The 18,420-nt window shown below is 37.3% G+C and carries 19 protein-coding genes; 10 read left to right on the forward strand and 9 right to left on the reverse strand.

The window, feature by feature from the left end; all coding sequences use genetic code 11:
- Positions 1-23 precede the first annotated feature (23 nt).
- Genes JO178_RS13765 through JO178_RS13775 form a run of 3 tightly spaced genes read right to left on the reverse strand, consistent with a single transcriptional unit; the run spans position 24 to position 2,127 of the window.
- Positions 24-611, reverse strand: coding sequence for an MFS transporter (locus JO178_RS13765; RefSeq protein ID WP_365866770.1), 588 nt, complete (start codon positions 609-611; stop codon positions 24-26).
- Positions 611-1,189, reverse strand: a complete 579-nt coding sequence (locus JO178_RS13770) for an MFS transporter (protein WP_291936837.1) — start codon at positions 1,187-1,189, stop codon at positions 611-613. The genes JO178_RS13765 and JO178_RS13770 overlap by 1 nt, the downstream gene beginning before the upstream one ends.
- Complete coding sequence (locus tag JO178_RS13775) at positions 1,186-2,127, reverse strand: alpha/beta hydrolase (protein ID WP_291936840.1); 942 nt, start codon at positions 2,125-2,127, stop codon at positions 1,186-1,188. Before JO178_RS13775 ends, JO178_RS13770 begins: the two co-directional genes overlap by 4 nt.
- A 159-nt stretch (positions 2,128-2,286) precedes the next feature.
- Here JO178_RS13775 and JO178_RS13780 point away from each other — a divergent pair, with 159 nt between their 5' ends.
- The gene (locus tag JO178_RS13780; RefSeq protein ID WP_291936843.1) at positions 2,287-2,664 is read left to right on the forward strand and encodes a helix-turn-helix domain-containing protein; all 378 of its coding nucleotides are present in this window, start codon (positions 2,287-2,289) and stop codon (positions 2,662-2,664) included.
- A gap of 18 nt (positions 2,665-2,682) precedes the next feature.
- Here the strand turns inward: JO178_RS13780 and JO178_RS13785 are convergent, their stop codons facing one another.
- Positions 2,683-3,870: an MFS transporter gene (locus JO178_RS13785; RefSeq protein WP_291936846.1), complete on the reverse strand. Its 1,188-nt coding sequence runs from the start codon at positions 3,868-3,870 to the stop codon at positions 2,683-2,685.
- Positions 3,871-4,162: 292 nt separating this feature from the next.
- Between JO178_RS13785 and JO178_RS13790 the strand changes: the two genes are divergently transcribed.
- Positions 4,163-4,894 carry an MBL fold metallo-hydrolase gene (locus JO178_RS13790; RefSeq protein WP_291936849.1) on the forward strand — a complete coding sequence of 244 codons (732 nt, stop codon included), beginning with the start codon at positions 4,163-4,165 and terminating at the stop codon, positions 4,892-4,894.
- 14 nt (positions 4,895-4,908) lie between these two features.
- Here the strand turns inward: JO178_RS13790 and JO178_RS13795 are convergent, their stop codons facing one another.
- Positions 4,909-5,250, reverse strand: coding sequence for a hypothetical protein (locus JO178_RS13795; RefSeq protein ID WP_291936852.1), 342 nt, complete (start codon positions 5,248-5,250; stop codon positions 4,909-4,911).
- Positions 5,251-5,977: 727 nt separating this feature from the next.
- Between JO178_RS13795 and JO178_RS21525 the strand changes: the two genes are divergently transcribed.
- Together JO178_RS21525 and JO178_RS13800 are read left to right on the forward strand one after the other, a co-directional pair.
- On the forward strand, positions 5,978-6,226 hold the full coding sequence (locus JO178_RS21525) for a cyclic nucleotide-binding domain-containing protein (RefSeq protein ID WP_365866773.1): 249 nt from the start codon (positions 5,978-5,980) through the stop codon (positions 6,224-6,226).
- Between the two features lie 8 nt (positions 6,227-6,234).
- Positions 6,235-6,411, forward strand: coding sequence for a helix-turn-helix domain-containing protein (locus JO178_RS13800; RefSeq protein WP_291936855.1), 177 nt, complete (start codon positions 6,235-6,237; stop codon positions 6,409-6,411).
- 31 nt (positions 6,412-6,442) lie between these two features.
- On the opposite strand, the gene JO178_RS13805 is transcribed toward JO178_RS13800, so the two are convergent.
- From JO178_RS13805 to JO178_RS13820, 4 genes are all read right to left on the reverse strand, one after another.
- Positions 6,443-8,590, reverse strand: a complete 2,148-nt coding sequence (locus tag JO178_RS13805; RefSeq protein WP_291936858.1) for a DEAD/DEAH box helicase — start codon at positions 8,588-8,590, stop codon at positions 6,443-6,445.
- Positions 8,587-9,903 carry an ATP-binding protein gene (locus JO178_RS13810; RefSeq protein ID WP_291936861.1) on the reverse strand — a complete coding sequence of 439 codons (1,317 nt, stop codon included), beginning with the start codon at positions 9,901-9,903 and terminating at the stop codon, positions 8,587-8,589. Before JO178_RS13810 ends, JO178_RS13805 begins: the two co-directional genes overlap by 4 nt.
- Positions 9,893-11,371: a tellurite resistance TerB C-terminal domain-containing protein gene (locus JO178_RS13815; RefSeq protein ID WP_291936864.1), complete on the reverse strand. Its 1,479-nt coding sequence runs from the start codon at positions 11,369-11,371 to the stop codon at positions 9,893-9,895. Before JO178_RS13815 ends, JO178_RS13810 begins: the two co-directional genes overlap by 11 nt.
- Positions 11,372-11,673: 302 nt before the next feature.
- Positions 11,674-12,300 carry a chloramphenicol acetyltransferase gene (locus JO178_RS13820; protein ID WP_291936867.1) on the reverse strand — a complete coding sequence of 209 codons (627 nt, stop codon included), beginning with the start codon at positions 12,298-12,300 and terminating at the stop codon, positions 11,674-11,676.
- A gap of 215 nt (positions 12,301-12,515) precedes the next feature.
- On the opposite strand from JO178_RS13820, the gene JO178_RS13825 reads away from it, so the two are divergent.
- From JO178_RS13825 to JO178_RS13850, 6 genes are all read left to right on the forward strand, one after another.
- A complete protein-coding gene (locus JO178_RS13825; RefSeq protein ID WP_291936870.1) occupies positions 12,516-13,367 on the forward strand; it encodes an NAD(P)-dependent oxidoreductase in 852 nt (283 codons plus the stop codon).
- Between the two features lies 1 nt (position 13,368).
- Positions 13,369-13,824 (forward strand): PPC domain-containing DNA-binding protein, encoded by a 456-nt coding sequence (locus tag JO178_RS13830; RefSeq protein WP_291936873.1) that lies wholly within the window; start codon positions 13,369-13,371, stop codon positions 13,822-13,824.
- A 35-nt stretch (positions 13,825-13,859) separates the two neighbouring features.
- Positions 13,860-14,444, forward strand: a complete 585-nt coding sequence (locus JO178_RS13835; protein WP_291936876.1) for a Crp/Fnr family transcriptional regulator — start codon at positions 13,860-13,862, stop codon at positions 14,442-14,444.
- Between the two features lie 84 nt (positions 14,445-14,528).
- Entirely contained in the window at positions 14,529-15,596 is a 1,068-nt protein-coding gene (locus JO178_RS13840; RefSeq protein ID WP_291936879.1) for an SDR family oxidoreductase, read from the forward strand.
- A 226-nt stretch (positions 15,597-15,822) separates the two neighbouring features.
- Positions 15,823-16,842, forward strand: coding sequence for a ligase-associated DNA damage response exonuclease (locus tag JO178_RS13845; RefSeq protein WP_291936882.1), 1,020 nt, complete (start codon positions 15,823-15,825; stop codon positions 16,840-16,842).
- On the forward strand, positions 16,839-18,419 hold the full coding sequence (locus JO178_RS13850) for an ATP-dependent DNA ligase (protein WP_291936885.1): 1,581 nt from the start codon (positions 16,839-16,841) through the stop codon (positions 18,417-18,419). The genes JO178_RS13845 and JO178_RS13850 overlap by 4 nt, the downstream gene beginning before the upstream one ends.
- Position 18,420: the final 1 nt, after the last annotated feature.

Below are 18,420 nucleotides of genomic sequence, written 5' to 3' on the forward strand. Positions count from 1 at the left end.
TAATGTAATAAAATTTGTTACATTTAATTCTGACAGCTTAACAAATCCTGATTTCTTTTTTCAAACCTGGCTCGTAAAAAGATCATCAGAAATGCAAGAAGTCCGAATGCAAAGCCAATCCAGGGCGTATATTCCACTCCTTTGGAAACAATAACCCAACCTCCTATGGTTGTTCCAAGACTGACTCCCAGATTTCCGAATGACGTAGCCAGACTGTTTGCAAATTCCAAAGAATCGGGAGCCGCAGAGATCATATAAGTGGAAGCATTCAGAAAACTTGGAGAATAAAGGAACCCCCACAAACCTATTACCACAAAAGTAATCCACAGATTATTCTCGGAAAAATATAAAAAGATGGGAATCAGAACCGTTCCTGAAAGAAAAAAAGAGATCGTTCCTGTTATACTTTTGCTGAGCATTTTCCCGGCGATCCAGTTGGCCAGAATGCCTATGATTCCAAATAAAAGCAACATATAACTGATCATGGCCGTATTCATCCCTCTGGCTTTGTTCAGATAATCGGCAAAATAGCTGTAGGTAGAAAACCAGGCCGTAATCATAAACAGATTAGCCAGAATACTTACAATAAACGCAGGTTTCTTTAAAATCATCACCTGACTTCCATACGATTTTTTTCTTTTACCGGTATAGGCGGAAGAAAAAAGTAGATGAAGAATAATGCGATCAAACTTACTGCAGCCTGTACTGTAAATGAATATTCCCAGGAATAAAGCCCCGAAATCCATGTTGCAAAAGGTACTGTGGTCACCATGGCTATTGCTACTCCATTGAAGACAATGCTCATCAGCTCATTTTTGTTCTTTTCATCAGCACGGGATATGGCAACTGACAATGCTGTTGCAATATATACAGGCTGCAAAAAAGCAGGAAGAACCCTCACCACCATCATCAGCCAGAATGGTGGAGAAAGTGATGAAACAATCCCGGTTATTAAAAACATAAAAATGGCTGCCATCATTATTTTTTTCCGGTCGATCCCTGAAGTGATCAGAGTCATAAAAGGTCCTGTAAGTGCAATAACCAAAGCAAATGCACTCAATAAATATCCGGCTTTATCAATGCTGATCTTATAATATTCGGCAACCTGCGGAAGAATTCCGATGATACCAAACTCGGTAGTGATGACTGCAATAAATCCGAGGCATCCTATATAAGCATATTTTTTCATAACTGGCTTTCCATGCTGACCTCAAAATGTTTATGAGCAAAAGATGCCATTTGATCAATGGCCTGCTGCACTTCATCCAGAATTCCTCCCATATGCATAAACCCATGCACCATATCATGATAAAAATTTGTACTGACAGATACTCCTGCATTTTTCATATTTTCAGATAATTGTTTGCCGTCATCCAATAACGGGTCGTGTTCTGCTAACAGAATCAGGGTAGGCGGAGTATCTTTAAAATCCTGTATTAAAGCCGGAACAGCCAGGGAATTATTCTTTTCTTCTTCCGGAAGATACCACTTCCATGCCTCTACTCCTCCCGGTTTGTTAAGCACGGGGCCATTTTCATAAGTTTCCCAGGTTTTTGATTCAAGATGATTATTTGCTGCAGGGTAAATCAATGCCTGAAATTTCAGCTTCCTGCCTAATTGTATTGAAACAGCCGTAGCCAATGCAGCACCTGCACTGTCTCCGATAATTCCGATGCGTGATCCGGCAATTCCCAATGATTCAGCATGATCAATGATCCAGTCTGTTACATGAATACAATCATTCAGCCCTGCAGGAAAAGGATGTTCAGGTGCAAGACGGTAATCCACAAAAATAATCACCGATTCTGTTGCATTGGCCAGCTTACGCACTACCGCATCATGAGTTTCAAAACCTCCGGCAATAAACCATCCTCCGTGAATATAGATAATGGCTGAGGAGTTTCCCCCTGTAATTCCTTTTGGGCGGTAAATCCGGACAGGGATCTGATGATCTCCTGCTGCGATATTCAATTCCTCGATCATTCTCACCGGTTCTTTTTTACCGCTCAGCTGAAGTGACATTGCTTCAAGATATTTACGGGTATCGTCCAGGGAATTCTGAGCATTAAATGATTGTATTTTTTCTAAATGATGTAAAATCTGATTAATTTTTGGTGTAAACTGCATTTGTTAAAGTTTAAATTGATATTCTTTTTGCAATGAACATTAGCGCTATTGTTCTTTTCTGCTGCATTATTATATGCTTCTTTGCAGCAAAATTAAATATCAAACCTTACATTTGCATAGTATACCGTTAAATGTATGGTACTAACAAATTTGTAAGTAATGGGAAGAATAAAAGAAAACTCAACGAATAATATCAACAGACAATATATCCATGAATGTGATTTAACCTATGCGGTCTGTAAAATCGGAGGCCGCTGGAAGCTTCTGATTTTAGATAAATTAAAAGATGGGAAGTTACGTTTCAGCGAGCTCAAAAAATCCATTTCAGGAATCACCGAAAGGATGCTTACGCTTCAGTTGAGAGAACTTGAAAAAGAAGGATTACTGAAAAGAACAGTGCATGCTCAGGTTCCACCAAGGGTAGATTATGAGCTTACGGAAATCGCCAGAGAATTAATTCCTATCTGGAAAGTACTGAGTGAATGGGGCGGAAAGCACAGAGATTTAATCCAGAAACAGGAAGTATCTGAAGACTAATATTGATATGAAACCGGATTAAGCTTTATGATTCACTTTTCCGCAGAACAGAATATGAGCAATCAGAGCGAATACTCCAAATGCGGTGCCTACAAAGCAAACGCCTTCCCACTGTGCTTTCTGCCATGCTACAGAAGCCAGCCATGTTCCTAATGATCCGCCGATGAAATAGGAAACCATATAGACTGTATTCAATCGGTTAACCGCATTGGATTTTATCAGGAAATAATTGGTTTGATTCATGATATGGCTGGACTGTACACCAAGGTCAACAAGAATTACCCCTACAATAAGCCCCCAGTAAGTCTCTCCGCCAAAATAAGTGAACCCCCAGCTTCCAATCACGATCAGTAAAGAATACAATATGATTCTGTTAATATCTAAATATTTTTGCAGTTTTCCCACCTTTGCCGCAGCTAAGGCTCCCACAGCTCCTGCCAGTCCAAAACTTCCCACTACAGATGATCCGGCATTGAACGGAGGTTTTTCCATATGAAAAACCAATGTTGTAAATAAGGCACACATTGATCCGAAAGCCATTGCACCCCGGAACGAAGCCAGCTGAAGAATAGGCTGCGTTCTTGCAAGATGTGCTACAGACTGCATAAGTTCTTTGTAAGTTCCTTTAAAATTCGGGTGCAGCTCCGGTAACATTTTATATACGGCAAGCCAGACTAAAACCATCAGCCCTGCCGCAATTCCAAACATCGCTCTCCAGCCCCAGACTTCTCCTACAATTCCACCTACAAAACGCGAAAGAAGAATTCCCAGTAACAAACCAGACATCACAAGCCCGATATTGGCAGACTTTTCTTTATCTGATGAAAGTTCTGCCGCAATAGGAACAAATAACTGAGGTATAACAGAGGTAGCCCCAATCAGTAAACTGGCAGCATACAACATCCATAACTGATTGGCAAAAGTCATCCACAGCAATGAACCGAAAACGAGAAACAAATCGATTAAAATTAGTTTTTTACGGAAAAATTTATCACCCAAAGGTACAATCAATAAAAGCCCCATTGCATACCCAATCTGAGTGAGTACAGAAATTCTGCTTGCTGCAGTTTCTGAAACGTTAAGATCTTCGGAAATAAGAGCCAATAAAGGCTGATTATAATAGTTGTTGGCGACTACAAGTCCCGAAATAATAGCCATCAGCCAGATAACAGCCCGGGAAATCCCGTTGGAAGAATGCTCCTGCATAGTACGTATACAATTTTGGTGAATAAAAATCGGACCGGCAATTGATATTTTCAGTCATTTTTCCGCTCTGAATTTAAGATTTCAAAGGTAGGCATTTTCATAAAAAAGAAGTAAGATACAGGATTTCTTTTTTTACAGATCATGAATTCCTTCAATTGATTTTAATCGATCACACTGATTCCCCGCCAATTGAAAATTTTGCTTAAATATCAGCATGCCTGATTGTTTTTATTGATGATATATATCGATGAAAAACCTTTTAGATCTTAGAAATATTGAAGAAATTTGCAGCATGAAAATTATTCCACTCAAAGAAGGCAATTTCTCAGCGAGCAAGACGAAAGATTTTAGTCTTTTAACAGAAGAGAACTGGAATACCGCAGCGGGGATTAAAATGTCTGTACAGCCTTTCCTTATTGTTACACAAAACGACTATATCCTTCTGGATGCAGGCATTGGCTGGAAAAATGATAATGCCGATTCTGTTGTTTCCGAAATTCTTGCTAAAGAAAATATACATCCGGATCAGGTGACGAAATTATTACTTTCTCATCTTCACAAAGACCATATCGAAGGAGCAGTCAGGCAAACGGAAGAAGGTTATGAAGCTGTTTTTCCTAATGCAGTCATCTATATTCAGAAAAGAGAACTTGATTTTGCAATGGAAAATAAAGGAAATCCTTCTTTTGATTTTGAAGTGCTGGAGCAGCTGATTCAACTTCCGAATATCGTTTGGATGAATGAGGATAAAGGCCAGATTACCGATGAGATTTCTTATGAAGTGGTAGGCGGACATACACCTTATATGCAGGTTTTCTGGATCAGAGAACATGAAGAAACCGTTTTCTACGGAGCTGATGATCTTCCTCAGGCTTCTTATTTACAATATCATCTCGCCTACAAAAGTGATTTTGATGGAAGAAAAGCCATGGAACTGAGATTAAAGTGGGAAAAAGAAGCGAGAGAAAACCACTGGAAAATATTATTGTATCACGATTTGCAAAAAAATATCATTGAAGTTTAGATCAAAAAAATGGTTTAAAATTCATTAAACCATTTATAGATATCAAATTCAGAAGGAATATTGAGCTTCTTTCTGATCCGGTTTTTCCGGTTTTGTATTGCTTTTGGCGTGACAAAGATGCAGGTTGCAATTTCTTTTGTAGTCATATTCAGTTTAAGATAAATACAAAAGATCAATTCAGAATTCTTAAGGCCGGGCTGTATAGCTGATAACTTGTCGAAAAAATCAGGATACACCAATCTGAATTTACTTAGCAAACGAGGTGAATTTGCTTTGGCTAGTGCCATAATTTCATCTTGCACAAGAATCTTCTGATTCAAATCCTCTACGTTGGATTCAGGTTTTCTATTTTTCATAATTACGTTCTCATCTCTACTAATTTCTGATGCAACATCTTTTGTGCATCAGTACAAACTCTTTTTCTCTTATCAATCAGTTATTGATAATTTAACACAGATAATAGAATAATTTTTATGTATTTAAAATTAAATTGCATTTTTTGGATAATATTCAATAAATCGCAGATTTTATTTTACGTTTATTGAACAATTATGTTAAAAAATTCAGATGTAAATATTATTCACTTTTTATCTGGAACAAAGAAAGAAAAAATGATTAAAATTCTATTAAAAGTGTATACCACATAGGTACCACGTTATGTTTTTCAGTAAAATATCATAGTCCCTTTTATTAACTGCTTTTTTATGGTTTGTTTTTCTGTTTTTGATGGAGTATAAATGTAGCTGGTAATATCAGTAAGTTTTTATGATCCTGATCAATACTTCTGCATTTATAATAAAGGAGATTCCCGGCAGAAAACTTTGTTTTTGTGGTATCTGAATGGTATGCAATTTCATGGTTAATGTGTAAAATCACCGTTTCTTTATTTTTTTTAAAAAACACCTATTTTAAAAATATGCCGGTCGCATTATGATTCCAGAAAATTTATTAATATTATTTGGAGCGGAAAACCAGAGAGTACTCTACAGGAGATGTTGTTTTCCATGAAGAAGAATTTCCGATTATCAGATTAAGGAAGGAAAAGTTAAACTCAATAACTATACAGAAGACGGTAAGGAATTTATCCAGAATATATTTTCAGACGGGCATAGTTTTGGAGAATCCCTTTTGTTTGTAGACCGCCCCTATCCTATGAATGCAGTGGTTATGGAGAAATCTGTTGTTTTTAAGATGCCGAGGGAAATTTTTTTGAATTTAATAAAAACTAATCCTGATATTTCACTGAATATTTACCAGTGTCTGGCGGAAAGAATGTATTATAAATATATCATGTTTTATAATCTTCTTTTCAGAATCCTGTTTCCAAGCTAAAACTACTGATGGATTATTTAAAAAGCTATCATGAAGACAAAAGCCCTTATTCGTTTCAGATCCCTCTTACCAGACAGCAGCCGGCATCACTTACCGGATTATGTGTTGAGACCGTGATACGGACCATCAAACAAATGGAAAAAAATGAAATTGTAAAGATTGAAAAAAGAAAGATCTATTATTAAAAAGCCGGATAGATAAATTCCGGCCTTTTACTTATTCATAGGGATTATTTTCTATAATTTTTAAATCCAGAAGATAGGCATAACACGCCTCAAAATCAAAATATTTTTCTTTCAGCAATTCGGCCTGATAATATACCGGCAGATATTTTCCCCATTTTGAAAAATCGATGGTTGAAGGAACAGTGATGAGCAAGTCCGTAAGCATAGAATCAATATTGAGGTGATGATTAATTCCCTGAAGACTGCTTATCCAGTCGGAAGAGCTGATTCCTTTTATTTCAAACGAGCTTTCACTGTCATTCAAGGAAGTTTTCAGCCCCAGTTTTTCCAATATAAAATGCAGGGTCCTGTTGATTTTCGAACTGGTAAATGAATAAAAACTAAGTTTGTCACCAGTTGTAAACAAAGGCCTTTCTGTTTTAATATCCTTAATGGGAAATACTGAAAAATCCCTTCTCATCGTATTGATGACATCATGTCCTGTTTCATCCAGATCATCATATACATCTTTTGAGATCAGGATTTCAAGCATTTTTTCACGAATTCGGTATGCTGTATCTGCAGGGTCACCTGAAAACATAGGTTTTTCTCCATCTATTGCCGGAACAACCTCTATTTTTTTTGCCTGAAAATCAATATATCGTATACTCCAGATTCTGGCCGCCAGATAAATATTCTCTTCTTCTCTTATTTGCGGAGATAAGGGCAATTCTCCGATTTTCATTCCATTACTGACAACTTTGAAAAAAACGGGAGTTTCGAAAAGGGTGTAAAAATCTTTATTATTAACAATTTTTTCTCCTTCGATCCCGATAATCAATTCGTTCCCCAGTTGTTCCAACAATTCAATTGCTGTAAGATGGTGGATAATTTCTTCCGTATCTTCCTTTTTAATAGCTGAGAATGTTGAATTCCCTGCAATTTCTTCCATAAGTTTAGACAAAGTAATTCCGGATGTGCCTTTAACAATGGATAGAATCTGGTGCGCCAAAACATCATAAGGAGCTCTATTGATAGGGGTAGGTTCTATATATTGTTCCTGATAAAGCATCCAGCAGGCTAATGATTGCAGCAGGCTCCATTTCCCTGTAGCATATAAAAACAGGTTGCTGGCTTTTCCTTCTCTTCTGCCACTTCGTCCTACTCTTTGAATCAGGGAAGCAATACTGTGAGTCGTATCAATCTGTACAACTTCATCAATATTGCCGATATCAATGCCCAGTTCCAGTGTTGAAGTACATGAAATACAGAAACTCTGTTCCGTAGAATTTTTAGCAAAAAACTCTACATACTCACGAACCTCCTTATCCACTGAAGAATGATGAGAAAAGTAATTGTTATGACCCCCTACTCTTTCTGATATCTGTTTTAACTTTACGGCAACTTCTTCTACTCTTCCTCGTGCATTCGGAAATATAAGCACCTTACAGTCTCTCGTTCTTACATACAAATCTTTCAGCAGAGGTAAGGGCAATGCATTCATGTTGCCTTCAAAATATTTGAAAACAGCGTGAATAGGTTTAGGAGTGGTGTCTCTGATGACTTTTGTCTCCTCAGGATTTCCGAGAAATCTTTTAAGTTCAATGTATTGATTAGCATCGCTTACCGTAGCTGAAAGTCCTACGATACTTAATTTTTTAGTATTTACTTTTCCAAGCCTGTTCAATAAGGATTGCAGATGAGTACCCCGGTCGGACCCCAGAAATGAATGGATCTCATCAATCACAATATATTCAAGGCCGGAAAAAAGATGGTGAATGTTGTAAGGTTTATTGACAAACATGGCTTCCAGAGATTCCGGAGTAATGAGGACAATACCGGACGGTTCTTTAATTAACCGGTCTTTGGCTCCTTTAGATGCTTCTCCATGCCATTTTGTAACCGGAACATCCAGATACTCACATAATTTTTCTACTCTGACAAACTGATCATTGATCAGGGCAATCAATGGAGAAATATAAAGAACTTTGACTCCCGGTTCTTTAAAATTCACTTTTGATAAAATAGGGAGAAAAGCAGCTTCGGTCTTACCGGAAGCTGTTCTTGATATAAGAATATAGTGATTATCGGTTGAAACAATTCTTTGAATAGCGGCTTCCTGAATTGGCCTTAGACTTTCCCACTTCTGATCTCTGATATACTTTCTGATAGGTTCGGAAAGCAGACTGAATGCTGTCATAGTTCTTCAATACTGTCTAAAATAATAAGATCATTAGGTCTTTCGTCCGATATTTCAATATCTCCAAACAATCTTCTCTTGTCTGCTTCAGGGTTTTGTCTGATAATGTTGAGAATATTCAGAAAATCTCTGATAACTTCTCTTGGAGTAAGGAATTCAGAGGCACCAGGTTTATTGAATATCTCTTCCATAAAAACAGAAATTTCTTCATCCGAAATATTGAGATCCGTTTGATAATTGAAATCAAAAATCAGTTTTAATTTTTTAAGCAACACAAAGATTTCATTGTGATTTAAAGGCATCAGTTTAATAACGGGCTGTGCAAAATCACGTAATTCCGATGTTTCAAATTTATTGCTTTCCAGTCTTGACTTTAAGGCCTGATAACTGAAAAGCCCTCTTCTTTCATTTTCCAGAAATTCTTTTGTTCCCGCAAAATTGATAAACAGGTTAGAGACTTTCCCTTGAAAACAATCGTTATAAATAGATAGTATTTTTTCATAATTCTTCTCCCGCGAAGCAGAAACTGAGATTTTATACAGATTAATTGCCTCATCCAGATTGATCATAAAACCGCTGTACCCCATACTTACAAAAAGCTTACAGAAGTTTTTAAGCATGTCATAATAATTGGAGTCATTAATGATTTCCCGGATTCCAAGATCCTGTCTCGCCTCTGTTTTAGTAGAATATTCACCTTTAAGCCATTTCAGGGCATTTCTTCGTAAAAGCTCGTCACCTTTAACATAGCCTTCATAATATTTGATAACAGCCGATCCAAAATCGAATCCTCCTACTTCGGTAATTTCATTGATGGTTTTCATAATAGAATGCTGGATCAGAGTCAGGTACTGATCGTCTCTGATTTCCGTTAATGAAATATGATTTTCTTCTGCTGTTTTTGCAATCACCTGCTCAATCCATTTTTCAAGCAAAGTTTGTAAAGCTCCCCCTTCCGGCTTTGTCTGAATAGCAATATTATCCATAATCGCTGAGTACAGAATCACACTTTTTCCGTCATTGGCATAAAGTCTGTTATCCGGAGTAAAATCGGCATTGGCCACTACGAATTTTTGTTTTAAAGCTACTGTATTTAATACATGCAGCATAAAAGATTTTCCGCTTCCGAAATCCCCTATCCAGAATTTCACAAGGCTCAGACCGTTTTTTACATCTTGCAGAGCCCCGATTGCTGCATTGATTTCTTCAGATCTTCCTACTGTAATATGCTGTACTCCAATTTTCGGTACGACTCCGCTTACCAGAGAATTGACAATGGAGGCAGCTTCTTTGGGTTTAATATTATCGATCATTGTTTAAAAGTTTTTGGTAATAATTTGTGTTAATAATAAAATACTCATCTTCCTCTTCAATCAGAACATCATCCAGAATTTCAAAACAGGATTCATTGACAGAGTCTATAGCAGAGCCCGTAAAAAGGCCTTTCGTTTTAATAAATCCGCTGAAATCACTTTGAAGAATATTGAAGCTGTGTTTTTCAAATAAGTTGAGGATTTCTTTTTGAGTATCGTTCAGGTTGAGTTCATTAAGATATTTTGAAGCCTGAATCTCAGAAACCGGATGTGTTATGGAAATCGTTAATTCAGTAAAGCTTTCCGGTTTCTGTACAGGTCTTTCTTCCTCATCATCATCTTCACTGAGGATCTGTCCCAAAATGTCTGCAGCTTCCGAATCTAATGCCTGAATATTTTTTATAGCTTCCGGATCAATAGTGATTATTTTCCTTTTTGGAAGATACAGTTGGCCCGCTTTCTGAAGAGCTGCTTCCAGATTCCTGTCACCCATAAATTCGTTCACAATTTTTTCAAAATCTAAAAACTGTTCTTTGGTAGAAAACAGGTTTTTCTGAATGTTTTTATTCAGCTGCCTCTGATCAAATTTCGGTGAATCCATATCTTTTTCAAGATAATGGATATAAAGACGCAATGCACAGATTTTATCATATTCCGCTACAAATTTTGAAGCTTCAAAGAATATAGCATCTGCAGAAGGATTTTTAATATTGACTTCTGCAAGTCTGAAAATCTCCCTTTCAAAAGCTTGCGGATTAGAATAGTCTTCTTTTATAAGAGCAAACGCAGTCTTCCATCGGATGGTATTGTTTTCATTAAGAATAGTATTCGTTTTATAATCTGCTTCCAGAATCTGATGCCGGTTTTCCATAAAAAAAACATCAAGCTTAGAAACAATTTTTCTATGGTACTGATGAAGAATATCCGGCTCATTATAATTAAAATCAGTACCTATTTTTCTTTTGATAGCATAAACTTCACGAACATTATTTTCGCATAATTTTAAGATATGATTGAAAATTTCCGTTTGTACAGAATCGTAAGTATAGCCGTAATTCAGGCTGTCTTTTCTGTAATTGTATCTGAGGCATACAATAATCTCCGAGACTTCATCAATGACTGTTACATAAGAGGTATTCACAGGAATACAGTGTTGATAAAGATAATCAATAGCTCTTAAAAACTGCTTTAAAATCTGTATTCTGCAATATTCAATTTCATTAAAGACATTCCCGGAAAAAGACATTTTATCCAGCATTTTGACCTGATTTTCATTCAGACTGAGTTTGCGGATATATTTCTTACCTATTTTCCCTTCGTCAGAGTGATAAGACTTCCCTGAATGCTGTGCAATCTCAGTACCGGAAACAATATGTTCACTTCTGAAATTAATAGGGATATCAGCATTTCCTGAAACATCAATGATAAAATCGGAAGCGTTTATAAATAAAGGATTCTCGCTGGCCATAACAACTGATAAATTTATCGTGAACTGATAGGTTTCTTTACAAAATCAATACGCAGATCTGTTGTGTTGGCTACAGGTTGTACTTCTGTATTTTCAAAATTGCTCATCTTCATAAAATTGCGGTATTGGTGTCCGGATCTCCGATGGGAAATCAATTCTCTAATATACTAATATTGCCCAAATGTATTGAATAGAAGAACATATTCTTTACGGTTTTCCGTAAAGAATTAAAAACGAAGGTGAAAAATGATTATTGAGTTTTGATCAGGCTTAGCATGTCTGCAGACAGATATAATACCACCTTACTGATCCAACTGTCTCTGAAACTCTTCCAGGTATTTTGCAATATGAATACCGTCTGCAAGACCGTGATGAGCTTCAATGGAAACCGGAAGGAATTTTCTGCCATCACGGATATTGAATTTACCAAAAGATATTTTGGGTACCGATTCATCATTGTTAAAATCTGTCGGATGAAGAATCGCAGTAAAAGAATTCCAGGGAATCGTGGTATGTCTGATGTGATCTTTTCCTAATCTTTTATTGCTTAATCGAAGCCCTGAAGAAAGATGAACCCCTTTAATCTCTTCCTGTAATGCAGCATTGAAAATCTCAAAATTCTCTGAAAAATGGGTAAATGAGAAGCCAAAAGTTCCGTCCGGTCTGCCGATCGTACTTCCTGCATGAACGATATCGAACTGGACAACCTGCCCGTCAACAATTCTAAGCTTTAATTCCTCTACTGTATTGACAGCAACCATGGACTTGTGATAGTAATAGGCAAAGAAAGAATATCCTTTTGCCTTAGCCGTATCATAGGCTTTTGTACAGTCCACTTCTGTTGTAAAACCAAAATAAGGGCTTGCCATACCTGAGAAAAATTCAAAATGCTCTTTCCTGTTCCATTTTTCAAGGTCTACGATCTTCATTAATTCTTATTTTTACTGCAAATTTCTGAAAGTTTCTCCGGTTTTGAAAGTGTATGGCTGAAAATATAACTAAAACTTAATCCTATGAAGCTAGGATGTGGTAGATTTTTTGCATACAAAATATATACTTTGCCTTCTTATTCATAGGCTGAAAAACAGATGATTCTGATGATTAGGCTTTCTCTGAAAACATCATTTATAATACAATAAAAAATATGAAAATAGAAAAAATCGGATTTATTGGATTGGGAAATATGGGCCATCCTATGGCTAAAAACCTCGAAAAAGCAGGATTTCCCCTCTCTGTTTATAACAGATCTCCTGAAAAAGCCAGAGATTTTGAAGAAAAGTCTTCAGTATATACCCACGTTAAAGATCTTGTACAAAATACAGATCTTATATTCACAATGCTCACCAATGACGCTGCGGTAAAGGCTGTTTATAAAGAGATTCTGAATCTGGATATTCAAGGAAAACTTTTTGTAGATATGAGCACCATTTCACCTGAAGCCTCTAAAGAAACTGCAGACGCACTGAGAATAAAAGAAGCTTCCTTTATCGATGCTCCGGTGGCCGGAAGTACTCAGCCGGCGAAGGAAGGAACATTAATCATTATGACCGGAGGTGAAGAAGAAAATCTACAACGTGCGATGCCTTATCTGATGAAAATGGGGAAATCCGTAAAACATCTGGGAGAAAACGGTAAAGGAATTGCCGGAAAGCTGTCTGTTAATTATTTTCTGGCAGCTATTTATCAGGGATTGGCAGAAACTGTTTTACTGTCAGAAAAATTAGGTATTGAACGATCAGATATGCTTGAAATCATTAATGAAAGTGCAAGCGGAAGCGGTGCCACAAAAGTAAAAACACCCATGCTGATTGAGGATCATTACACTCCGGCATTTGCTCTTGATCTTATGCTAAAAGATATTCTTCTTGCTAAAAATGCAGGGGCTGGCTATCCATTATCTGAAGTTCTGGTTAATACTTATCAAACTGCACATGATAAAGGTTTCGGGCAGGATGATGTCATAGGAATTATAAATTATTTAAAAATAATAAGATAATATGGAGATCAAAAATTGTAAAGGTAACAACTGGTCTGCCAGAAAAGTAGATCATATTTATATACTAAGCCTTAAAAACCACTCAAATATTGTGGAAGCTTTAACAGATTTTGTTCAGCATCAGAGTATCAGTGCAGGAGAAGTTACGGGTATAGGAGCCGTAAGTGAAGCAACACTCAGGTTTTTTAATCCTTCAACAAAAAAATATGTAGACAAAACTTTTACAGAACAGATGGAAGTTGCCAATATTTCAGGAAATGTATCCGAAGTGGATGGAAAAATACTCCTTCATTTGCATATTACATTAGGAAGAGAAGATTATACCGCTTTGGCAGGACATCTTCTGGATGCAAAAATCCAGGGGGCTGCAGAATTCATTTTCTATCCGTTAAACACAAAAGTAGTGAAGATTAAAGATGAAAATGTCGGGATTAATCTCTATGATTTTGAACACTAATACGAAAGCATTATTTTTGAAAAAATATTTAACTGATGTTTGACGTCCTGCTTTCTCATATACAAAATAAAGTTGATATCACTGATCACCAGAAAAAACAGGTACAGTCTTTTTTTAGCTTTAAAAAGCTCAGAAAAAAACAATATCTGCTTGAGGAAGGAGAAATCTGCAAATCTCTTTCTTTCGTAAGCAAAGGATTACTAAAATCTTATTTTCCGGATGAAAAAGGAAATGAACATATCAATATGTTTGCTTTCGAAGGCTGGTGGATTTCCGATTTCAACAGCTTTGTAAATCAGGAAAAGTCTGTTCTGAATATCGATGCCATTGAAGAAACAGATATCCTGATGATTACACTGGAAGATTACAACAGAATCATGCTGGACGTTCCGGTAATGGACCGTTATTTTAGAATGTTGTATCAGAACAGTCTGGTGACAAAAGATTACAGGCTTATTGTTTCCAACAGTTATACTGCTGAAGAAAAGTACCTGCAGTTTGCACAGAAAAATCCTGAAATGATCAAAAGGATCCCCCACAATCTCATTGCTTCTTATCTGGGGCTTGCTCCTGAAACGGTAAGCCGTATTCGTAAGAAAAATTTACTCAACAGCCCTTGATCCTGATCAATTCAAATGCATGATCCAGATCAAGCGTAAAAGCTTATTCTCACCCATAATTTTGTAAAAAAATTTACAAGACTTATGGAAAATATTGCATTGGTAGTGGGTGCTACCGGAATTACGGGGAGTAACCTTGCTGAAGAACTTATCGCTCAGGGGTGGACTACCTACGGACTATCCAGAAATCCCCAAAACAACATCCCTGGTTTACATACTGTTAAAGCCGATTTGCTGAATGAACACAATCTTCATGAAGCGTTGAAGGATCTCTCTCCTACTCACGTTTATTTTACAACCTGGATGCGCCATGACACGGAAGAAGAAAATATCCTTATCAACAGTACATTGGTAAGAAATCTGCTCAATGTACTGTCCCCGAAAAAGTCTGTTAGGCATGTTGCGCTGGTAACCGGACTGAAACATTATTTAGGGCCTTTTGAAGCCTATGCCAAAGAAGGAATCCTCCCTGAAACACCTGTCAGAGAAGAACATCCGAGACTTTCCCTCCCTAATTTTTATTATGCTCAGGAAGATGAAGTGTATAAAGCCTCCGAAAGAGATGAATTTACGTGGAGTATTCACAGACCCCATACCGTTGTGGGATATACAGTAGGAAACTTAATGAATATTGCCTCTACCCTGGCCGTTTATGCCAGTATCTGTAAAGAAACAGGAAGAAAATTCGTCTGGCCGGGATCTGAAGCGCAATGGAACGGTATTTCCGATATCACAGATGCTAAGATTCTTGCCAAACAATTAGTCTGGGCCTCTGAAACCGAATCGGCAAAGAATCAGGCATTCAATATTACCAATGGTGATGTATTCCGCTGGAAATGGCTCTGGAAAAGATTAGCCGACTGGTTTGGTATAGAAGCAGAAGGCTTTAAAGGAAGTATAAGACCACTGGAAAAAGAGCTGGAAAATGACAGTGAAATCTGGAAGGCCATAGCGGAAAAATATAATCTCAATGAGAAAAACCTTAGCCGGCTGTCTTCAGCATGGCACACCGATCTTGATTTGGGAAGGCCTCTTGAAGTGATGTGTGATATGTCTAACAGCAGAAAGGCCGGTTTTACGTCTTATAAAAGTACAGAAGATTCTTTCATAGAAGTATTTGAAAGAATAAGAGCTGAAAATTTAATTCCTTAACGGCTCTAAAACACTGCATTATCAATAGAAACGGGCTGAAGCCCGTTTCTATTGATAATGCAACAAATTCATCGGCTTTAGCCAAACCCTAATTTCCACAAAGATACCATGCGCTGTAAAGCATACCACATTCCCTTAAATTGCTGATCTCATATAGAAATAAAATCAATACTTTATTGTAATTTGGTTAAGTTTTTGAAGTTAATTTTATAAACCAGCCACACCATTGAAACTAATCACATTTACAAAAAAAGGAATGTACTGCCCGCAGGGAAAATTCTATATAGATCCCTGGAGACCTGTAGATCTGGCAGTTATTACCCATGGCCATGCTGATCATGCACGATGGGGAATGAAAAAATACCTTTGTCATCATTTTACAAAACCTATTTTACATCAGAGAATCGGACAGGACATTGAATGTCAGAGTGTGGCTTATGGTGAAAAAATTCTGATTAATGGTGTACAGTTATCACTTCATCCTGCCGGACATATTATCGGATCTGCACAGATAAGGCTGGAATATAAAGGCTACGTAGCCGTAGTTTCAGGTGATTATAAGATTCAGGATGATGGTCTGAGTACTCCTTTTGAATTGGTAAGGTGTAATGAATTTGTGACGGAAAGTACTTTCGGGCTGCCCATATACAACTGGCTGGAAGTACAGGATCTCAATAAAAGACTTCAGAACTGGGTATTGAAAAATAAAGAAAATAATAAAACCTCTGTTTTCATCGGATATTCTTTAGGCAAAGCCCAGCGCATTATGAAAGCCGTGGAAGGATTAGGTAAAATAAATGTCCACTATTCCATCGGAAAACTGAATGAAGCTTTTGAAGCGGTAGGAATTAATCTTCCGGAATATGAGATTGCGGATTTCAGAGAGCACCCGAAAAAGCTGGAACATGAAATAGTAATTGTGCCTCCGGCTTTGTTAGACAGTAATATTATCAAGAAAATTCCGGACCCTGCGACAGCTATTTGTTCCGGCTGGATGCAGGTACGGGGTGCCCGAAGATGGCGAAGTGCAGATGCAGGATTTGCCATGAGTGATCATGCCGACTGGAAAGGATTACTGCAAACTGTAAAGGCTACGGAAGCAGAAATTGTTCATGTTACTCATGGGCAAACCGCTGTTTTCTCTAAATACCTGAATGAAACCGGAATTCATTCTGATGTGGTGGAAACACTATTTGGTGATGATGATGAAACGGAAAAAGAAACCATTGAAAACAAAACGCTATGAGACATTTTGCCGATCTGATCAATGCTCTGGAAACCACCAATAAAACCAATGCTAAAATCGAGGCAATTATCGATTATCTGGAGCGTGCTCCTGATGAAGACAAAGTATGGTTTATCGCCCTGTTTACGGGAAAAAGGCCCAAAAGAAATGTCAACACCAGTCATATGAAACAATGGGCATTGGAAATCACAAAACTTCCTATATGGCTGTTTCAGGAAAGCTATTCTTCTGTTGGCGATCTGGGTGAAACTCTTTCCTTGATTCTTCCCCCGCCTCAGCATAAAATTGACAGGACCTTATCTCAATGGATGCAGGATATTGTTGATTTAAAGGATAAAAAAGAAAATGAAAAAAAAGAATTTGTCCTAAGCTCATGGAACGGATTGGATTATACGGAACGCCTGATTTTTAATAAATTAATCGGAGGCAGCTTTAGAATAGGAGTTTCAGATAAAACACTCATCAATGCCCTGACTAAATTTTCAGGACAGGAAGCCAGTACACTGATGCACAGCCTTATGGGAAAATGGCTTCCCGGTGAAGCTTCTTTTCAGGAATTAATTACAGCCGAAAATATCAATCCCGACAATTCAAAACCCTATCCTTTCTGTCTCGCCTATCCTCTGGAGAAAAACCTGAATGAACTGGGAGAGCCGGATGACTGGATAGCAGAATATAAATGGGACGGGATACGCGGACAGATCATCCGAAGAAATGATGAAGTATTTATCTGGTCCAGAGGTGAAGAGCTCGTTACGGAGCAGTTTCCTGAAATTACTGAAACCGTAAAAGCTATGAAAGGGGATTTTGTTTTAGATGGAGAAATACTTGCGGTAATCAATGGTAATATTTTAAATTTCAACGAATTACAAAAGAGATTAAACAGGAAAACTTTAACTAAAAAAATGCTTTCAGAAATTCCGATTGAAGTATTTGCCTACGATTTACTGGAACTGGAAAATAATGATCTCAGGGATAAACCTATTTCCGGAAGAAGAGCCATGCTGGAAGAATTATTACTCAATGAAGCACCCGGAAACATCAAACTTTCACAGCATATTCCATTTGAAAAATGGGATGAACTGAAAAGCATTCGTGAAAATTCAAGATCCATAAACAGCGAAGGATTAATGCTTAAAAATAAAAAATCTCCTTATCATTCCGGAAGAAAAAAAGGAGACTGGTGGAAATGGAAAATAAATCCGTATACCATTGATGCTGTTCTGATTTATGCACAAAAAGGGAGCGGTCGGCGAAGTGCTTACTATACCGATTACACGTTTGCCGTTAAAAACGGAGACCAGCTGGTAACTATTGCCAAAGCCTACTCCGGACTGACGGATAAAGAAATTATGGAAGTCAGCCGGTTTGTAACCAAAAATGCCATTGAAAAATTTGGCCCTGTACGAACGGTAAAAGCCGAGCTTGTCTTTGAAATCGCATTTGAAGGAATAGGTTTCAGCAATCGTCATAAAAGTGGCGTTGCGTTGCGGTTTCCGAGAATTGTAAGATGGCGGAAAGATAAAACGGTGGATGAAATTGATCATCTTGAAGAAATAAAAAAATTAATACAATAAC

The organism is Chryseobacterium sp., from assembly GCF_019236175.1.
Classification (GTDB): Bacteria; Bacteroidota; Bacteroidia; order Flavobacteriales; family Weeksellaceae; genus Chryseobacterium.